The sequence below is a fragment of the Pantoea ananatis LMG 2665 genome, from assembly GCF_000710035.2.
GTDB lineage: Bacteria > Pseudomonadota > Gammaproteobacteria > Enterobacterales > Enterobacteriaceae > Pantoea > Pantoea ananatis.
This window is the reverse complement of sequence record NZ_JMJJ01000001.1, coordinates 90491-107283: the sequence shown is the minus strand read 5'-3', so window position 1 is coordinate 107283 and position 16793 is coordinate 90491. Positions and strand designations below refer to the sequence as shown.

At 52.4% G+C, this 16793-nt stretch carries 18 protein-coding genes and 3 tRNA genes; 7 read left to right on the top strand and 14 right to left on the bottom strand.

What is annotated here, in order from left to right; translation table 11 throughout:
- Nucleotides 1–2: 2 nt before the first annotated feature.
- The 7 genes from EL29_RS00515 to serB form a co-directional block, all read right to left on the bottom strand.
- Nucleotides 3–692, bottom strand: coding sequence for a fimbrial biogenesis chaperone (locus EL29_RS00515; RefSeq protein ID WP_028714792.1), 690 nt, complete (start codon nt 690–692; stop codon nt 3–5).
- Nucleotides 693–731: 39 nt separating this feature from the next.
- Nucleotides 732–1325 (bottom strand): fimbrial protein, encoded by a 594-nt coding sequence (locus EL29_RS00510; protein WP_013024518.1) that lies wholly within the window; start codon nt 1323–1325, stop codon nt 732–734.
- A 203-nt stretch (nt 1326–1528) separates the two neighbouring features.
- On the bottom strand, nt 1529–1978 hold the full coding sequence (locus EL29_RS00505) for a YqeJ family protein (protein WP_022622279.1): 450 nt from the start codon (nt 1976–1978) through the stop codon (nt 1529–1531).
- On the bottom strand, nt 1975–2907 hold the full coding sequence (locus EL29_RS00500) for a winged helix-turn-helix domain-containing protein (RefSeq protein ID WP_028714791.1): 933 nt from the start codon (nt 2905–2907) through the stop codon (nt 1975–1977). The genes EL29_RS00505 and EL29_RS00500 overlap by 4 nt, the downstream gene beginning before the upstream one ends.
- A gap of 328 nt (nt 2908–3235) precedes the next feature.
- Entirely contained in the window at nt 3236–4474 is a 1239-nt protein-coding gene (gene nadR, locus EL29_RS00495) for a multifunctional transcriptional regulator/nicotinamide-nucleotide adenylyltransferase/ribosylnicotinamide kinase NadR (RefSeq protein ID WP_014595284.1), read from the bottom strand.
- A gap of 92 nt (nt 4475–4566) precedes the next feature.
- Nucleotides 4567–5949, bottom strand: a complete 1383-nt coding sequence (radA, locus tag EL29_RS00490; protein ID WP_013024514.1) for a DNA repair protein RadA — start codon at nt 5947–5949, stop codon at nt 4567–4569.
- Nucleotides 5950–5962: 13 nt separating this feature from the next.
- A complete protein-coding gene (gene serB / locus EL29_RS00485) occupies nt 5963–6940 on the bottom strand; it encodes a phosphoserine phosphatase (protein ID WP_022622281.1) in 978 nt (325 codons plus the stop codon).
- A gap of 107 nt (nt 6941–7047) precedes the next feature.
- Here serB and EL29_RS00480 point away from each other — a divergent pair, with 107 nt between their 5' ends.
- A complete protein-coding gene (locus EL29_RS00480) occupies nt 7048–7716 on the top strand; it encodes a YtjB family periplasmic protein (protein ID WP_028714790.1) in 669 nt (222 codons plus the stop codon).
- 128 nt (nt 7717–7844) lie between these two features.
- On the opposite strand, the gene yjjG is transcribed toward EL29_RS00480, so the two are convergent.
- The 3 genes from yjjG to EL29_RS00465 are packed head-to-tail and all read right to left on the bottom strand — an operon-like array spanning nt 7845 to nt 9367.
- Nucleotides 7845–8525 carry a pyrimidine 5'-nucleotidase gene (yjjG, locus tag EL29_RS00475; protein WP_014606646.1) on the bottom strand — a complete coding sequence of 227 codons (681 nt, stop codon included), beginning with the start codon at nt 8523–8525 and terminating at the stop codon, nt 7845–7847.
- Between the two features lie 19 nt (nt 8526–8544).
- Nucleotides 8545–8985 (bottom strand): ribosomal protein S18-alanine N-acetyltransferase, encoded by a 441-nt coding sequence (gene rimI, locus EL29_RS00470; RefSeq protein ID WP_014606647.1) that lies wholly within the window; start codon nt 8983–8985, stop codon nt 8545–8547.
- Nucleotides 8957–9367 (bottom strand): DNA polymerase III subunit psi, encoded by a 411-nt coding sequence (locus tag EL29_RS00465; protein ID WP_013024509.1) that lies wholly within the window; start codon nt 9365–9367, stop codon nt 8957–8959. Before EL29_RS00465 ends, rimI begins: the two co-directional genes overlap by 29 nt.
- Nucleotides 9368–9472: 105 nt before the next feature.
- On the opposite strand from EL29_RS00465, the gene rsmC reads away from it, so the two are divergent.
- The 4 genes from rsmC (at nt 9473) to EL29_RS00445 (ending at nt 10984) form a co-directional block, all read left to right on the top strand.
- Entirely contained in the window at nt 9473–10504 is a 1032-nt protein-coding gene (gene rsmC, locus EL29_RS00460) for a 16S rRNA (guanine(1207)-N(2))-methyltransferase RsmC (RefSeq protein ID WP_028714789.1), read from the top strand.
- A 161-nt stretch (nt 10505–10665) separates the two neighbouring features.
- Nucleotides 10666–10752, top strand: a tRNA-Leu gene (locus tag EL29_RS00455).
- Between the two features lie 30 nt (nt 10753–10782).
- Nucleotides 10783–10869: transfer RNA gene (locus EL29_RS00450), tRNA-Leu, on the top strand.
- A gap of 28 nt (nt 10870–10897) precedes the next feature.
- Nucleotides 10898–10984, top strand: a tRNA-Leu gene (locus tag EL29_RS00445).
- Between the two features lie 73 nt (nt 10985–11057).
- Here EL29_RS00445 and EL29_RS00440 read toward each other — a convergent pair.
- The gene (locus tag EL29_RS00440; protein ID WP_024472370.1) at nt 11058–11294 is read right to left on the bottom strand and encodes a DUF1435 family protein; all 237 of its coding nucleotides are present in this window, start codon (nt 11292–11294) and stop codon (nt 11058–11060) included.
- Nucleotides 11295–11546: 252 nt separating this feature from the next.
- Between EL29_RS00440 and EL29_RS00435 the strand changes: the two genes are divergently transcribed.
- Nucleotides 11547–12644 carry a GGDEF domain-containing protein gene (locus EL29_RS00435; RefSeq protein WP_024472369.1) on the top strand — a complete coding sequence of 366 codons (1098 nt, stop codon included), beginning with the start codon at nt 11547–11549 and terminating at the stop codon, nt 12642–12644.
- Nucleotides 12645–12856: 212 nt separating this feature from the next.
- On the top strand, nt 12857–13321 hold the full coding sequence (locus EL29_RS00430; protein WP_014606651.1) for a YbaK/EbsC family protein: 465 nt from the start codon (nt 12857–12859) through the stop codon (nt 13319–13321).
- On the opposite strand, the gene EL29_RS00425 is transcribed toward EL29_RS00430, so the two are convergent.
- The 3 genes from EL29_RS00425 to EL29_RS00415 all read right to left on the bottom strand — a co-directional run bounded on the left by EL29_RS00425 (nt 13318) and on the right by EL29_RS00415 (nt 16757).
- The gene (locus EL29_RS00425) at nt 13318–14538 is read right to left on the bottom strand and encodes an MFS transporter (protein ID WP_014606652.1); all 1221 of its coding nucleotides are present in this window, start codon (nt 14536–14538) and stop codon (nt 13318–13320) included. The genes EL29_RS00430 and EL29_RS00425 overlap by 4 nt on opposite strands.
- Before the next feature lie 196 nt (nt 14539–14734).
- Nucleotides 14735–15721, bottom strand: a complete 987-nt coding sequence (locus EL29_RS00420; RefSeq protein ID WP_015701009.1) for a nucleoside hydrolase — start codon at nt 15719–15721, stop codon at nt 14735–14737.
- Nucleotides 15702–16757: a LacI family DNA-binding transcriptional regulator gene (locus EL29_RS00415; RefSeq protein WP_014595275.1), complete on the bottom strand. Its 1056-nt coding sequence runs from the start codon at nt 16755–16757 to the stop codon at nt 15702–15704. The genes EL29_RS00420 and EL29_RS00415 overlap by 20 nt, the downstream gene beginning before the upstream one ends.
- Nucleotides 16758–16793 lie beyond the last annotated feature (36 nt).

The window sequence follows — 16793 nt, the reverse complement described above, 5'->3', positions numbered from 1 at the left end:
TGCTATTTTTCGTTTACGTTGATTTTTTCGTCGGCGCCAAAATCATTAATCAGGACGGCATTAAGCGCATATCCAGAGAGGGATGAATGGCTTTTCAGCGTAATGCGCTGTTCACTAAAAGGTGCCAGCGTGACGGCATCGTCCCAGGGAAGCGTGTGATTACCTTTTACCAGGACAAACGAGCGAATATTGGCGTAAAAGGGAGACGCATTTTTAAGGAGGATTGTGTGCCCCTCGATACGCCAGGAAAGCGCCTGTCTGACTTTATCCACAGAGAAATCGAGATCCCCGGGACGAACGATGACTTTCACCCTGTTCTTGATAATCAGATAAAGTTTATTTTTATCTTCATCGCCCTTTTTAACAGAGGGGAGCTCCGTGTAGTCCAGATAAAACAGCGACTCTCTGTCCTGCGGCAAATTTTTTTCAGTGACGTTGACTTTCACCGTTTGACCGGCGACCGGTGCTATACGAAAAATTTGCGGCAGCGCCACAAAGGGCGGCGTTGAATTTGCATCAGGATTCACTGCCTGAATTTGAATAAGCGCAGGCTGATCGCCTGCGTTAGTAAACTGGATGGTCTTTTCATTTTTCGAACCATCAATAATTATCCGGGTGCCGTTTAGTACCACACTCGCCTGACACAGAGTGGCTGACAGCATCAGCAACAAAATAACGCTAGATTTAAACACAGGTTTCTCCTGCCCTCTTAAATAAAGAGGGCCTGATAGTTATGGATAGCTGACAGAATATTGGACGCTACTCAAAACTGTACCTGCACCAGCGCTTCCAGAGTCGCTGTAATATTCGACCGAAAAATTTTGTGATGCACTGGTACTTCCGCTCGCCAGCGTCATGCCGCTGACCGTCGCCGCACCGCCAGATAAATCGATCGCTTTATCACTACTATCCAGCAAACGCAGTGCCACGTTTTTCGCTGTTCCGGTATTCAGTAAATCACCAGTCGATGAAATATTGTTGCCGACCAGATTGATATTAATTGCCTGCGTTGATCCTGATGCCGGTGCAACACAACCGGTTAAATTAATGGTAAAAGGCGTTTTTCCGGCGGTTGATTTTGCCGTACTCAGCGCGGTAGTGGAAACCGTTGGCAGCAGAATAATCGGGCTACCGGTTGCATCATTGACATTAACGTTACAGGTTTGTGCATTGACCTCGCCCTGAAAGCGAATGGTATTTTGTGATGCGGAAAAAGCATTAAAAGAAATAAAACTTGCACCGCATAAGGCAATTGTCATGCCGAGTGATAAAGACCTGGCTTTCATTGGTTCCCTCTTGTGATTCTGATTAATAAACATGCTCATTGGCGGCGAGAATCATAAGGGGCATGGGAGAGAAACTGTGTGTGAAGTGTTCTGACCTTATGTGAAGAATGCTTTAGAAAACAAAAAATATATTTAAATTCAATATGATAATGTTAACCCTGTGTTGCTATAAAGAGACATTTCATAAAATAACAACAGGCCAGGCCGTGCGCGCGACGACAGCGAACGCCACATTGACGACATCACTTTTCGCAAAGGTAAAGCGGTACCGGCCCAGAATAGAATACCCACGTCTGCAGGCCTGTCCTTTTAATGACAAACGGAAATGTCGCCCCGACGCTAATGAAAAATGCCGGCAGCCACTTTTGTTGCTCCTCTAAAGACATTTGGTTATCCGGTGAGGGTTCTATTAATGTTGATCGCGCAAGATACAGATTACCCTCACGCTGATAAGTAAAACGGATAATTTTACTCAGGCTGATAACCTTATGCGCGCTATCGGTGAGTCGGCCCGTAATCGCAATAATACCCTGACCGTTTCGCATATCGTGAGAGGCGATCACTGAAAATGTCTCACCGCCTCTGATGTAATTAATGTTTGCTATACAATGGACAGAATCCTGTCGAAACATAAATACGACAATGCCTGCTGCTGTCATCACGATTACAGCCAACAGAAAGGTTAACTTCACCACTGACTCCTTATATAATAATACGAAACACAGTCCGGGGAGCCGAAAAGTGAAAGGGTATTTTTACACTGTAAAACTGAAATTCGTTCACCATTGGTGAACGCTGTAATAAAAATTTTTCGTCGCGCCGTACAACCGACTTTAATATCGACAGCGACTCGTGCCACCAGACTGTTATCCGCTTTTTCATTGCCATATATTTCGCATCCATTCATATCAAAGCGTTTAACAAAATCCATTTCCTGGCGGTAAAGTGAAAAGGCCATGATGGCAAAACCACAAATCAGTATCGTCAACCCCGTCAGCCCTGTCACAAACAGATGACGGGGGGAAATCGCATAGCGATTTGCGCTTTTTCTGAGTGTTAATATAGCAGATTCAGGATCGCCGATCGGTTTTTTTGATTTTGGTTCAGAATGCGGCATGTCATTAATGAGATTTTCTGAAATATTCTCATCATCCTGAATAACGGGCTGCGTCGTATTTGGCAAAACCTCATCTTCACTGGCCGAAGGTAAGAGCGGAATGCGCTGTTCTTCTTCCTGGTCACATTTACCAGCCACTGCTTCCTCATCAGAAATACGCTTTTCAGGCGCAGTCGTCGATTCCTCAATGAGGATTGCGTTTGAAAGCATAAAGCCGCGACGCGGAATTGTTCTGATCACGTCCTGGCGGATATCGCATGCCAGCAGCGCTTTTCTGATCAGGGAAATACTTTGATATAAGGCATTGGCACTGACTTCCATACCGAACCGGCGCCAGGCATATTGATAAAATGCTTCATGATCGACAATTTCGCCCTGGCGCGCGATCAGCAATTCAAAACAATAGGAGGCCGATGAGTGCAACTTCACCGTCTGATCATGACTAATAATTTCCCTTTTCCCAGGATAAAAAACCACATCGCTACCAATACTAATCTTTTTCATCTTATTACATCCGGGTATATCATTATTTCTATCTTAAGAACATTCCCTCAATATAAACCAGTTAAAAATATTGAACTTACATTTAACAGCAACACACAGAAGAAATGAAATAATATCAGTTTTTAAATACGTAATAATGTTACCTGAGAATTCAAAATCTCTTTTTTTGTTTTCTAATGTTACGCGCGTTATTTGGCTGCACGTGGTTTTTCACGAGCCATTATTTCTCATGTTCAGGTTAGAGAGGGCGCAAATAATATGAATAAAAAATAGCCATTAAAGGGGCGACGTCTTGTTCTTTCCCCGCCCCGGTATGAAGGTAAAAGCCTTAGAGCGGGCCCTGTTCGCCCAGCATTCCTTTCACCAGTTCAATACAGCGCAGGAAACGCGTATCGTAGTCTTCTTCCTGCACATGAACGAAATCGATGTGGTTTTCACCCAGCATCGAGATCAGCATGCTCTGGAACTCACGGCGATCCACAGAGCTGCCCAGGCTGCGCAATCCGTCCGCCACCCAGGGCACGTTATTCTCCAGCAAAATGACCAGGTCAAAGCGATACTCATCAATCATTGCCTGAACAAAAGGATGCTCGCGTCCCTCATACTTTTTGCAAAAGGCCTGGGTGGTGACAAAGTCGGTATCGATAAACGCCACTTTATTGGCATATTTCACCGCAAAATCGATGTACTGTGCATGGCCCAGCGCGATCTTATCGTAGTCAGAATACTGCAGTGCCATCTCATCGCCGCCCAGATGGGAAAAAACATAGTCACGGCCATATTCCCACGCACTGGACGTATTAAAGATGTTCGCCAGCTTGTTCACCAGCATCGACTTTCCGCTCGACTCACCGCCCAGAATGGCCACGGTGCGTACAAAGAAAGGCTTCACTTCGGTGGGAATATACTCCCAGAAGCGGAAGGGATCCTGACGAATCTGCGCGCCGCTGATATTCATAAACGATCGTTTTGGATCGATCAGTATCGTCTCAATGCCCAGGTGCTGTTGATACATTTCGGCATCGGGTGCTTCACTGGTATAGATGCAGTCTGCGGCAATCCCCTGCTCGTCCAGGAAGGTTTTCACCCCTGCACTCCACACATCCCAGCCGTGTGGATAGGGTTCAATGCCCTCTTCATCGAAGGCATGAATGCGAATATTTTTCTGGTACTTGAAGGTTTGCAGTAACCAACGCAGACGATCGCTAACGGTAGGCTGCTGCGACATGGCGCTGTTTTCAAACAGGCTCAGATCGCGCGGCTCGTCGTAGCCCATAATGATATGCAGCTCATCGACCTGACTACAGGCACGCTGGATCAGATAGATATGGCCGGTATGTAGCGGATAAAACTTACCAAATATCACCCCAATTTTTTTGTCGCGACGTGGAAACTCCAGACCGAGAAAACGGTGCAGGGCTTCCAGCTTTTGTGCACTGGGGCTTTTAATTTTCGCGTTAAGCAGTTGGCTTAAGTACCCTTTGGTCATGCCACTGGCATCGGCCACCTGTTGTAGCGTGTGGCCCTGCTGGCGAATGGCCGTTTTTAAATAATCAAACGCCGACATGTGGTGCCTCCTGCAAAAAATGATCAACGACGTGAGGACAGTTGTCCCTCACCGGCCCTTTTGCGCAACGGCAAAAGGGCATTGGGGAAAGCTTAAAGATCATCGAGAATCGCCAGCGCATCCGCCAACTTTTTCGCGCTGTAGACGCGCATGCCCTCAATCGGCTTTTTCGGCGCGTTACCGGCAGGCACAATCGCCCGTTTGAAGCCATGTTTAGCCGCTTCTGAAATCCGTTCCTGGCCGCTGGGCACCGGGCGAATTTCGCCGGCCAGCCCGACTTCGCCAAAGATAACCAGATCCTGCGGCAAGGGGCGATCGCGCAGGCTGGAAACCATTGACAGCATCAGCGCCAGGTCGGCGCTGGTTTCTGTGACTTTCACGCCGCCCACGACGTTGACGAACACATCCTGATCCGCCATTTGCAATCCACCGTGACGATGCAGTACCGCCAGCAGAATTGCCAGGCGGTTTTGTTCAAGCCCGACGGCAACACGACGGGGATTCCCCATCATCGAATGGTCCACCAGCGCCTGAATCTCGACCAGCAATGGCCGGGTTCCTTCCCACAGCACCATGACCGAACTGCCCGACGTAATCTCTTCACCGCGCGACAGGAAAATGGCGGAAGGATTGCTCACCTCACGCATGCCCTGCTCCGTCATGGCAAAAACCCCCAGTTCATTCACGGCACCAAAACGGTTTTTATGGCTGCGCAAGGTGCGGAAGCGCGAATCGGCATCGCCATCCAGCAGCACCGAACAGTCGATACAGTGCTCAAGGACCTTCGGCCCGGCCAGCGATCCGTCTTTGGTGACATGGCCCACCATGATAATCGCCACGCCGCGGGTTTTGGCAAAGCGCGTCAGATAAGCGGCGGTTTCGCGCACCTGGGCGACGCTGCCGGGTGAAGACTGGATATCGGCCATGTGCATCACCTGGATGGAGTCGATGACCATGATTTGCGGCGCTTCCTGCTCGGCGATCAGGCAGATCTGTTCGATGCTGGTTTCCGACAGCATGTTCAGGTTTTCAGTCGGCAAACCCAGCCGATGGGCGCGCATTGCCACCTGCTGTAAAGATTCTTCGCCGGTGACATACAGCGTTTTCATGTTCTGCGCTAAGCGGCACATGACCTGCAGCAACAAAGTGGATTTACCGGCCCCGGGATTACCACCAATCAAAATGGCACTGCCGGGCACCACGCCACCGCCCAGCACACGGTCAAACTCTTTAAAGCTGGTCGAGAAACGGGGCAAGGCTTCCAGGCTGATTTCGGACAGCTTTTGCACCCGACTGGTCCCGGCACTGCCCGCATAACCGCTGAGGCGCTCATTGCGCGCTGCAGCGGGTGAGGCGGCAATCCGTACCTCGGTAATGGTGTTCCAGGCGTGACAGGCGCTGCATTGCCCCTGCCAGCGCGGATAATCTGCGCCACACTCGTTACAAACAAATGCGCGTTTTGCCGCTTTGGCCAAAACAACTCCTCAGTTAACGCTCTTCGTGAATCAGGCTTCCGGTCAGGATGCAAAACACGCCCATTAAATCGGCATGGCGAATGGTGACGGCCGTTTGCTCATTGACCTTCGGTTTGGCGTGGTAAGCAATGCCCAGCGCCGAGGCTTTGATCATCGGCAAATCATTCGCCCCGTCACCCACGGCGACGGTTTGTTCTGGCGCAATCCCGAACCGCTTCGCCAGTTTTTTTAACGTCTCGGCTTTGTACTGGGCATCCACAATCTGGCCCAGCACTTCACCCGTGAGTTTACCGTCGCGGATTTCCAGTTCGTTAGCCGCGATGGACGACAGATGCAGCTTGTCGCGCAGGAACTCCGCAAAATAGGTAAAGCCGCCAGAGGCGATAGCCACCTGCCAGCCCAGCGCCTGCAATTTTTTGGTCAGCGTGGTTAAGCCTGGCATTAACGGCAGCTCATCGCGTACCTGTTTAAGAATATTGGCGTCGGCATCTTTCAGCTTGCCCACGCGCTGGCGCAGGCTGGCGGTAAAATCCAGCTCGCCGCGCATCGCCCGCTCGGTGACCTCTGCCACCTGCTCGCCGCAGCCCGCCAGTCTGGCTATCTCGTCGATACATTCGATTTGGATCGCGGTGGAGTCCATGTCCATGACCAGCAGGCCCGGCGTTTTCAGATGCGGGATTTTCCCGAGCGGTGCCACATCCAGCGCCAGATCGTGCGCCAGTTTGCTGGCAAACGGCGTCAGGGAACCTGCCAGACGAATCACCTGGTAGTCGTCTACGTTCCAGGCACTGACGATCACCATCGCGGCACCAAGCTGGTGCTGATAATCGGTCAAACGCTGTTTATCCAGGCCGCGACCATAGAGTAACCAGCCGGTTCGACCCGCACGATAGTCCAGCGGCATGACTTCGTCACCGCTGAGTGAAAGGGGCAACCCCGGCCAGAGAGAGACATCAGCAGGCAGATCGCACCAGGTAAGATGATTTGACATCAGGGCTCCTGTAGGAACAACAAAACCACGCAAGAGGCTACCTTGTCTGCGCTGCTTCTGGCAACATAATATCCAGGCTTTCTGTCGTAACGTGATTCGGATAATTAATGGCTAAAACCGCACTGAAATTTCGCTTACATCGCACGGTGATCGTTTTGATTTCGCTGGCGCTGTTAGTGGTGCTTATGCAAGGCGCATCCTGGTTTAGCCTTGGCCATCAAATGGCGCGTTCTGAACAGGCAGAAGAGCTGGCTCAAACGCTGACCCGCCAGGTGGCGTTCAGTCTTAAGCCCCTGATGGATAACAGCGAAGACAACCGCAGTCAGATTGAAGCCATTATTAATCAGATGACCGAAAACAGCCGTATTCTGGATGCGTCCGTCTATGCAGGCGATGGCAGCCTGGTGGCGCGCAGCGGCGAAAATATTAACGTGCGCGATCGGCTGGCGCTGGATGGCAAACGCGCGGGAAGCTACTTCAATCACCAAATCGTTCAACCGCTCACCGGCGGCAACGGCCCCGCAGGGTTTCTGCGGGTGACGCTGGATACGCACGTGCTGGTCACCGAATCGCGTCAGGTGGATAACACCACGAATATTCTGCGCCTGATGATGCTGCTGGCGCTGGCGATTGGCATCATCCTCAGCCGTACGTTACTGCGTGACCGCCGCACGCGCTGGCAGCAGTCTCCGTTCCTGCTCACGGCCAGTACGCCTGTGAAAGAGGATGATGATGAGGACGAGAAAAAGGACGATACCGCAAACCCCTCGGTCTGACGCGACGGCCCGGCGCGGTTTACTTTACCGCCTGCCAGACATTGCTCTCATGCCTCACCAACCCACTCGATGAAAAAAGGCCCGTCTTAAGGGCCTTTTGCTTTCCAGATCCGCGTAACGCGCCAGGATCAGCCTTTTAGCAGCGCTTCCAGCTCGGATAACGTATTCACCCGCCAGTCCGGTTTGATCGATTCGGGCAGCGGGCGCGAGCCGTGGTCGATCCAGCAGGTTTTAACGCCCGCATTCATGCCGCCGAGGATGTCTGATTCTGGCGTATCGCCAACCATCAACACGCGATCGCGTTGCGGATGTCCCATCTGTTCGAGCGCATAGTCAAAAATCCTGGCGTCAGGTTTAGGCACGCCCACTTCTTCTGACACCACCAGTGCAGAGAAGTACTCGAGAAAGCCGGTACGCTCCAGACGACGCTGCTGCAGCGCGGTAAAGCCGTTGGTGATGATGCCCATTTTGACGCGGCCGTGCAGCAGCGTCATCAGGCTGACTGCACCCTCGAGCGGCAGACAAATTTCCGCCATGGCTGACAAAAAGCCATCGTTAAGGATCGCCGGTGCCACGCTGAGTTTCTGCCCCCAGCCGACAAAACGGCGGGTCTGGAGCTCCAGTGCAGACAGCTGGCCATTTTGATACTCCACCCAGAGTGGCTTGTTGACCGCCTGGTAATCCGCAAAATCCTGGTCGGTGAACTGCACATCGTATCCGGCAAACAGACGTTGCAGGCCGGCAAACGAGTCAAAGTGAAACAGCGTGTCATCCGCATCAAACAGGATGCAATCCCAGTTATCTAACATCAAAACTCCTCAGAAACGGCTACAGCGTGAGCGCCATGATCAGTGCATCTTCACGGCCGCTGGCGGTGGGATAATAGTGGGGACGGCGGCTGACCTGGTTGAAATCCAGCTGTTCGTACAGCGCGATGGCAGGTGCATTTGACGCACGCACCTCCAGCCACAATGTCATGACATCGCGCGCAATCAGTTGATCGATTAAATGCTGCAGCAGCGCCCGGCCAAGGCCGCGCCGTTGATAAGCCGGGTCGACAGCAATATTAAACAGCGACGCTTCATCCAGAACCACCTGGGTGATCGCGAAGGCGGCCATCTGGTTATCGACATCCAACCGCAGATTCAGAAAACGTTCGCCCTGATTGCTGTTAAAGGTCTCTTCGCGCCAGGGGAATGCATGGCTGCGACATTCAATAGCAAAGGCCTCAGGAATCGCGTCAGGCGTGAGGAAAGAAATGGCTGTCATGTTCACACATCTGTTGCCAGAGCGCGCGCCGGGCGGCACCGCTGCTAAGCAGTTCATTAAAAGAAGCGCTGGTTAAGGCAACGCCATTAAAGGTTTGTTCGCTCTCAACGCCCAATAGCCAGCCCGCGCAGTTGAGCGTTTCCGGCAGCATTTGCAGCTGGTCAGGCGTCACGGTCATCACCTGTGTCGGTTTAAGACTGAGCGTGTGCAGGACATCACGCAGGATGGGTTCCTGCAAACCTGGCGGATTCTCCGCCACAATAATCAGCTGCGTATCCGGCAAAAGCCGTACGGCGATCTCGCCCTGGAGCACGCGCGGGCGGCGCAGTTGATACTGCGTAATCCCCATTTGCTGTAAAAGCCAGTCGCGCCTGGACGTCATGATATACCTGCTTTGCTCGCTGAATGCGACGCTATGCTAGCAAACCCATCGAACATGCGCCAACAAACCACTATAATCTCCGCTCAGATCTTACAGGAGCCCTACATGTCTGCTTTTACCCCGGCCAGCGAAGTCATTCTGCGCCACAGTGATGAATTTACCGCCCGCCACGTTTTATTTGCTGGCGATCTGCAGGATGACCTGCCCGCACAGCTTGAGACCGCCTCTTCACGCGTGCACACTCAGCAATATCATCACTGGCAAAACCTGAGCCGCCGTATGGGGGAACAGGCGCGTTATGGACTGGTCGCTCAGGCAGAGGATGTTCAGGGCTGCGATACGCTGGTTTACTTCTGGACCAAGAACAAACCGGAAGTGCAATTCCAGTTACAAAATCTGCTGTCTCTGCTGCCGGTTGGCTGCGATGTCTTTGTGGTAGGCGAAAACCGCAGCGGCGTGCGCAGTGCGGAAGGGATGCTGGAGCAGTGGGTGCCCCTGGAAAAAATCGACAGTGCACGCCGCTGTGGTCTTTATCATGGTCGTCTGGAGAAGCAGCCAGCCTTTGATGCCTCGGCCTTTGGTAACAGCTACCAGCTGGATGATCTGACCATTCATACGTTACCCGGCGTATTCAGCCGCGACGGTCTGGATGCGGGCAGCGCATTACTGCTATCCACGTTCACGCCGCACACCAAAGGGAAAGTGTTGGATATCGGCTGCGGCGCAGGCGTGATCGCCGCGTCGTTACCGGCGCATTCACCTAAAGTGCGCCTGTGGCTGTGTGACGTGCATGCCGCCGCCATCGAGGCCAGTAAAGCCACGCTTGCCGCTAACGGCCTGGAAGGCGAAGTCTTTGCCAGTAACGTCTTTTCCGACGTGACCGGGCGCTTTGATATGATTATCTCTAACCCGCCGTTCCATGAAGGCACGCAGACCAGCCTGGATGCCGCCCAAACGCTGATCCGGGGTGCCGTTAAGCACCTGAACAGCGGTGGAGAGCTGCGCATTGTCGCGAACGCCTTCCTTCCTTATCCCCAGGTGCTGGACGAAGCCTTTGGCAATCACGAAGTGCTGGCGCAAACCGGCCGCTTTAAAGTTTATCGTGCGGTTTACGGTCGCGGTGCCAAAGCCCGTTAATACATTTTCTCTGCCTTTTTCGCCGTTTTAGCGCGTCGCCAGGCTGAAAACGTTGCTTTTTGCAGCGATCGTTTCCGTCTGGCGAAATATGTGTTGACGCATTGAGTAAAATCTCTAAAATGCGCCTCCGTGGTTGTAATACGGTAACGTATTGCGGGTATGCGAAGGTGGCGGAATTGGTAGACGCGCTAGCTTCAGGTGTTAGTGTCTTAACGGACGTGAGGGTTCAAGTCCCTCTCTTCGCACCAAAATCACATATTTCATATCGCGAGCACTGCGCGAAGGTGGCGGAATTGGTAGACGCGCTAGCTTCAGGTGTTAGTGTCTTAACGGACGTGAGGGTTCAAGTCCCTCTCTTCGCACCATTGCGGTGATATGAAAAGACAACTCGATGCGAAGGTGGCGGAATTGGTAGACGCGCTAGCTTCAGGTGTTAGTGTCTTAACGGACGTGAGGGTTCAAGTCCCTCTCTTCGCACCAATGTTGTCATTCCCACTCTATTATTCCTGCATTTTCCTTTCCCTTGCGTTACCCGTTTCACTCCCCGGACAGACTACAGCCCGCTGAATTTGAAGCCTGTTGCCGCAATGCCGCCTGCCAGCGCGAGACAGGAAGGCAGCAATACATAGTGCCGCATGCGCTGATTAAACAACATAAGCAGGGTGAGCAATAACGCGATTAACATCACGACGCGCCACTGTTCAAAGGTAGGCTGCCATGCTGTTATTACCGGTATTGCCGCACATGCCAGCATACTTCCCCATGCACTATCCAGTTTGATACCGCGCATTGCTTTCCCCCTGACCACCTGTGAGCCGTTTTAGTTAATCCGATATGATAACCATTCCCATTAGCATATGATAATAATTCTCAACTTTCAGCTTGTTTTTTTACAGGCGGGCGGGAAGATGACAGCTAAACAAGAAAATGTTAAATTGCAACCGATTACACTTTTTATAACAGCAATATAATGCCTGTCGACCGGCTGAAATCCTGCGCCGGTTTTTGCTTTGTTATTTCAGGGCCGTCACGAGTATGAATAATGAAAATAGAATCTTATGATGAATTGAAACACAGCAAATACCGCCTCTCGTTGATGCTCTTTTTGTTTTTAAACGCATCCGTTTCGCTATTTTGTCTGCTCCCTTTGGCCGAAAATAATGAAACACAAATCACCGTGCCGGTGATGATGGTGGCGTTCTTTAGCCTGACCATGCTGAGCACGTGTTTAATAAAAACTAAACTAAAATTACCGCTGTTAAATCCCGTCGCGCTCATCCTGGGCGCGCTATGGGCATGGCATATTCAGTATCGCTATCATTCTGTTTTAATTGACGATGGTGGTTTTTTGATTGTCAGTCTGCTGTGCGTTTTTTTTATCAGCGCCATTGCACTGAGCGATTATTTGGTCGCGTTTTGCCTGCACATTACCCCTTCCATGTTAACAGTGCTCATGCTGGATCACGGGCAACATCTGCCGTTGATTTTATTGACGATTGCCTTACCCTTGATTGGCTTTTCATTGCAACATCTGATGCGACGCCGTTCGGAAGACTTTACGCTGCGCTTAATGTATCAATTGTATGAAGAAAAAGAGTCATTCAGCGACCTCAGTATGCTCGATCCCTTAACAGGCTTATATAACCGACGCGGACTGAAAAATCGCCTTGATAACATTCTGGATAATCATGTCGGCAGTCATTATGTGTTGCTGTTAGATATCGATCACTTTAAGGCTTACAACGATAATTATGGTCATGCGATGGGTGATCAGGCGCTGGCACGCGTTTCGGTTGCCATTCGCGATGCGGTACGCTCACGCGATGTGGTAACACGTTACGGCGGAGAAGAGTTTTTAGTATTAATGACCAACGTCAATGCATCAATCGCTATGAAGCTGGCGGAAAGAATTCGCCAATATGTGGTGAATCTGGAAATTCCCCATTTGTTTAATGAGCGCGTTTCGACGCATGTCACCATTAGTGCAGGTATTGCGCCGATTTACGACAATGAATTTGATCAGGCCGTTGCCAATGCTGATCGCGCATTATACGTCGCAAAAAATCGGGGGCGAAATACGATTCTGGCCTGGGAAGATCTGCCCGGTGTTCCCAGCCCCGCGACGAGTGACGTCATATAAGTGCGTGCCGGATAGCCATGTTATCCGGCGGCACTTAGTGAAAACAGGAAGAGATAAAACCGTGCCAGCCCCTTAGCGCCCTCTCGTTTTGCCTCCGCCCTTCCCCAGCCCTCTCGCCGCTATGCATTCTGTTACCTATTCTTTCTCTCTCTCGTTTACACCGCTGCGGGCTTGTGGCAATTTTTACGCCTTCAATTAGCATGGAGAGAAAAATGAGCCTGGAGTCTGTACGCCAGTTTTTTGCCGAGCGTGCGCCGGAAATCGACATCATTGAGATGCCTTACAGTACGGCAACGGTAGAAATGGCGGCTCGCGTTCACGGTGTGGCGCCGGGACAAATCGCCAAAACCCTTTCCCTCAAGGTCAAGAATGAGGTGATCCTGGTGGTGACCCGTGGCGATGCGCGGCTAGACAACCGCAAACTCAAAGCCGTCCTGGGTGCCAAAGCGCGGATGTTAAGCGTGGACGAAGTGATCAACTGGACCGGGCATCCGGTTGGCGGGGTTTGCCCTTTTGGCCTGGAAAATCCGGTCACGGTATATTGTGATATCTCGTTAAAAAGCTTTGATGAAGTGTTGCCCGCCGCGGGCGCGGTTCACAGTGCCGTACGCATTTCGCCGCAGCAGATGGCTGAACTTACTGCGGCAAAATGGGTAGACGTCTGTGAAACGCGTTAATGTGTCTGCTTTGCCATCGCGCCGGAAATTTTAATTCCGCGCGTTTCGCGGCCAAAGGCGACAAAAACACAAATCAATACGGCCACGGTTCCCGCTACGATGGCCATACCGAGCCCGTAGTTGCCACCGTGCGCTTCAGCAATACGTGACTGCAGCGTCGCGTTGACGGACGCAATGAGATTACCTAACTGATAAACAAAGCCGGGCAATACCGCTCTTGCATTCCCCGGCACCAGTTCGTTCAGGTAAGTCGGTATCACGCCCCATGCGCCCTGCACCATAAACTGCATCAAAAAGGCACCAAGACCAATAGCCCATGAACCGCTGGAAAAGGCCCACAGCGGCAGCACCGGCAGCGTCAGCAATGCGGCGATAATAATGGCTTTCTTGCGGCCAATACGTTCAGACAGCGTGCCGAAGAAGATGCCACCCAGCATAGCGGCAATGTTATAGCTGATGGCAATAATACTCACGGTGTGGGCATCAAACTGGTGCTGCACTTTCAGGAAAGTCGGGTAAAGATCCTGCGTACCATGACTAAAGAAGTTAAAGCAGGCCATTAACAGCACCATGTAGATGCAGATTTTCCAGTGCTGGCGCAGTATCGGCATCAGTGCGCTGCTCTCTTTGCGCTCACGTGCCGCCAGCCACACGGGCGATTCAGGGACGTTGAAATAGATAAAGGGTAACAGCAGAATCGGAACAGCCCCGATGAGGAACATGCCGCGCCAGCCCACCGCATCAAAAAATAAACCAAAGACGATGGATGCAAGCAGGTAACCGCACGGATAGCCGGCCTGGAAAAGTCCCGACATCAGACCGCGGGAGCGATCGGGAATGGTTTCCATTGCCAGCGAAGAGGCTACGCCCCAAATGCCGCCCATGGCTATACCATAGAAAATGCGGAAAGCCAGAAATGCAGCGAAGGTCGGTGACCAGGCAGACAGCAGTTCGAACACGGAGAAAAAGACAATGTTCAGCATTAAGATCGGCTTACGGCCATATTTCTCCGCCATCCGCCCAAACAGTAGCGCGCCAATCGGGCGCACCGCCAGCGTTAGCATAATGGCGACGGACACATCGGTGACAGAATTGTGGAAGTACTGAGCAAGGTTACTCAGTACAAACACCAGAATAAAAAAATCGAATGCGTCCAACGTCCAACTGGCAAAACAGGCGAAAGCAACGTTGCGCTGGGTCGATGTCCAGTCAAGCATACACGTCTCCTCTGTGAGACACTCTGGCGCATCGCCCATAACGTTCCTGGCCGCTGTCGGAGAGTGATGTAATTGTTAATCAAATGTATACATCATGTTCTAGAGGAGAGCGTACCGCGCAATTGTCAGGCAGTGGATCAGGCTGTAAGAAAGCGTGTCTGACGGCAGAGAATCCAGGCGACGAATCGCCTGGGTTTTACTCGGGAAGGTGGTTAAAGGCCTGCTCAATGATTGACAGCAGGAGCGCGTTATCCACACTGTGCAACACATGCACCAGCGCGCCGGCGTCAGGCGGAATACCCACGTCCAGACGCAGTGGTTGCCGATAGCGCCAGGTTTTACCGCGCGTCGCGCCCGGACGAAGCTCAATATCAACACGGTAGTCCGTTCCCCATGCCACGCGCTGATTAAGCAGCCAGGCGACGACCAGCGCATCATGGATCCAGCATCCGGCCAGGCGACGGGTTTGCATTGAGTAGTCGATCCAGGGCTGCAAGGTGTCATGCACAAAGCGCGTCAGCGGATGTTCGCGACAGGTCATGCGCGTCAGATCGTCCTGAGTCAGCAGCGTTTGCGTGGTGACATCCATGGGGAGCAGCGTAATGGCGGCGCCGCTGTGTAATACCTGATGAGCAGCTTCCGGATCGATGCCGAAATTGGTGTCTTTGATGTAATCATCCAGCGCAAAAACGCCGCCCATAATCACTATCTCTGCCACCGATTCCGCCATGTCCGGAAAACGCTGCATGGCCAGCGCCACATTGGTGAGTGGGCCAATCGCAATCAGCGTGATTTCGCCGGGGTTATCGCAGATGAGTTGCCCCATCGCCTGCGCGGCATCCGTTGCATCGGCCTCTAACATGGCAGGCTGAGGAACGCCCTGCCAGAGTGACAGCAGATTGAGCTGTTCAACCCGCTTGTCCAGCACAGCGCGCCAGGGGCCGGGATCTTCACACAATGCCTGACGGGCCCCCTGCACGACAGGCACGGCACAGCCCAGCCGTGTCACCAAATCTTTGGCGACCCGCGCACCGACATCACTCGGCGTATTCCCTGCTACGGTGGTAATTAATTCTAACGACAGCCCTGGTGAGGCTAATGCCAGAGAAAGTGCAAGGCCGTCATCCGTGTTCGCCCCTGCAATACCATTCCCCGGATCACAATCAATAATCAGTCTTTTCATTATTTGGTTTATTTACTCTGGCCTGTGATGGCCGACAGCCACAAGATTCACCAATTTCAAGATGGTGTGGAAACGATTCAATGCGTGCCTCGCCATTCCACTGTTTCAACATATGGATAGCGCAGCGTGCCATCTCTTTTACCGGCTGACGCACGGTCGTTAATGCCGGAACGTGATAGGCAGACTGTTCTGTGCCATTAAAGCAGACCAGCGCGACATCTTTCGGCACGCGAATGCCGTGCTGACTCAAGGCGCGGATACAGCCAATGGCCTGGCCTTCGTTACTGGCAAACAGCGCGCGGGGCAGCTTCTGGCTGGCTATCATGCGCAGCGTTGCCTGATAACCGCCCTCACGGGTATAGGTGGTGGGGAAAATCAGTGATTCATCAATCTGTACATTGTGCGCCTGCATCGCGTCACGCCAGCCCTGAATACGATCCTGGGCATTGAGCATATCCAGCGGTCCGCTAATCATGCCGACCTGCTGATAACCATGGCTCAGCAAATGTGCGCACACCTGAAAGGCGGCTTGTCGCTCATCCACCCGTAACATGCTGACCCCGGGCTGCGCTTCAACCCGATCAAGCATAACCAGCGGTGTCCCGCTGGCTGTGATGATATCAATGAAAGGATGGCGATCCACGCTGTTATAAAACAGGCCGTCGACCTGACGATTCAGTAGCCCCTGAATCAGCTCCAGCTCCCGTTTGCGATCGTCGCCTGCATCACCAAGCAGCATTACATGCCCGTGATTGAGCGACTCCTGCAGCAGCATGTGCGCCATCGACGCGACAAAGGGGTTGCTGATATTCGGCACCACCAGCCCAAAGGTTTTGGTGTGGCCTGACGCCAGGGCGCGGGCGGCGGCATTCGGGCGATAGCCGGTTTGCTCGATGGCGGCAAGCACCCGCTGACGGGTGGCATCCGCGACCGGGCGTGGTCCGTTATTAATGACGTAACTGACCACGGCAACCGAGGTCCCTGCGGCTTTTGCCACGTCGTTGCGCGTGACCGTCGTTTTTACCGGTTTCGCCACTTCGCCCTCCTCATCTAATGCCGCTTGCCATGTAAC

Excerpts from the sequence above, each read along its gene's own strand:
- EL29_RS00510 (WP_013024518.1), bottom strand. The coding sequence starts at position 1,325 with ATGAGCATGTTTATTAATCAGAATCACAAGAGGGAACCAATGAAAGCC.
- EL29_RS00500 (WP_028714791.1), bottom strand. The coding sequence starts at position 2,907 with ATGAAAAAGATTAGTATTGGTAGCGATGTGGTTTTTTATCCTGGGAAA.
- nadR (WP_014595284.1), bottom strand. The coding sequence starts at position 4,474 with ATGTCGGCGTTTGATTATTTAAAAACGGCCATTCGCCAGCAGGGCCAC.
- serB (WP_022622281.1), bottom strand. The coding sequence starts at position 6,940 with ATGTCAAATCATCTTACCTGGTGCGATCTGCCTGCTGATGTCTCTCTC.
- EL29_RS00480 (WP_028714790.1), top strand. The coding sequence starts at position 7,048 with ATGGCTAAAACCGCACTGAAATTTCGCTTACATCGCACGGTGATCGTT.
- yjjG (WP_014606646.1), bottom strand. The coding sequence starts at position 8,525 with ATGTTAGATAACTGGGATTGCATCCTGTTTGATGCGGATGACACGCTG.
- rimI (WP_014606647.1), bottom strand. The coding sequence starts at position 8,985 with ATGACAGCCATTTCTTTCCTCACGCCTGACGCGATTCCTGAGGCCTTT.
- EL29_RS00465 (WP_013024509.1), bottom strand. The coding sequence starts at position 9,367 with ATGACGTCCAGGCGCGACTGGCTTTTACAGCAAATGGGGATTACGCAG.
- rsmC (WP_028714789.1), top strand. The coding sequence starts at position 9,473 with ATGTCTGCTTTTACCCCGGCCAGCGAAGTCATTCTGCGCCACAGTGAT.
- EL29_RS00440 (WP_024472370.1), bottom strand. The coding sequence starts at position 11,294 with ATGCGCGGTATCAAACTGGATAGTGCATGGGGAAGTATGCTGGCATGT.
- EL29_RS00435 (WP_024472369.1), top strand. The coding sequence starts at position 11,547 with ATGAAAATAGAATCTTATGATGAATTGAAACACAGCAAATACCGCCTC.
- EL29_RS00430 (WP_014606651.1), top strand. The coding sequence starts at position 12,857 with ATGAGCCTGGAGTCTGTACGCCAGTTTTTTGCCGAGCGTGCGCCGGAA.
- EL29_RS00425 (WP_014606652.1), bottom strand. The coding sequence starts at position 14,538 with ATGCTTGACTGGACATCGACCCAGCGCAACGTTGCTTTCGCCTGTTTT.
- EL29_RS00420 (WP_015701009.1), bottom strand. The coding sequence starts at position 15,721 with ATGAAAAGACTGATTATTGATTGTGATCCGGGGAATGGTATTGCAGGG.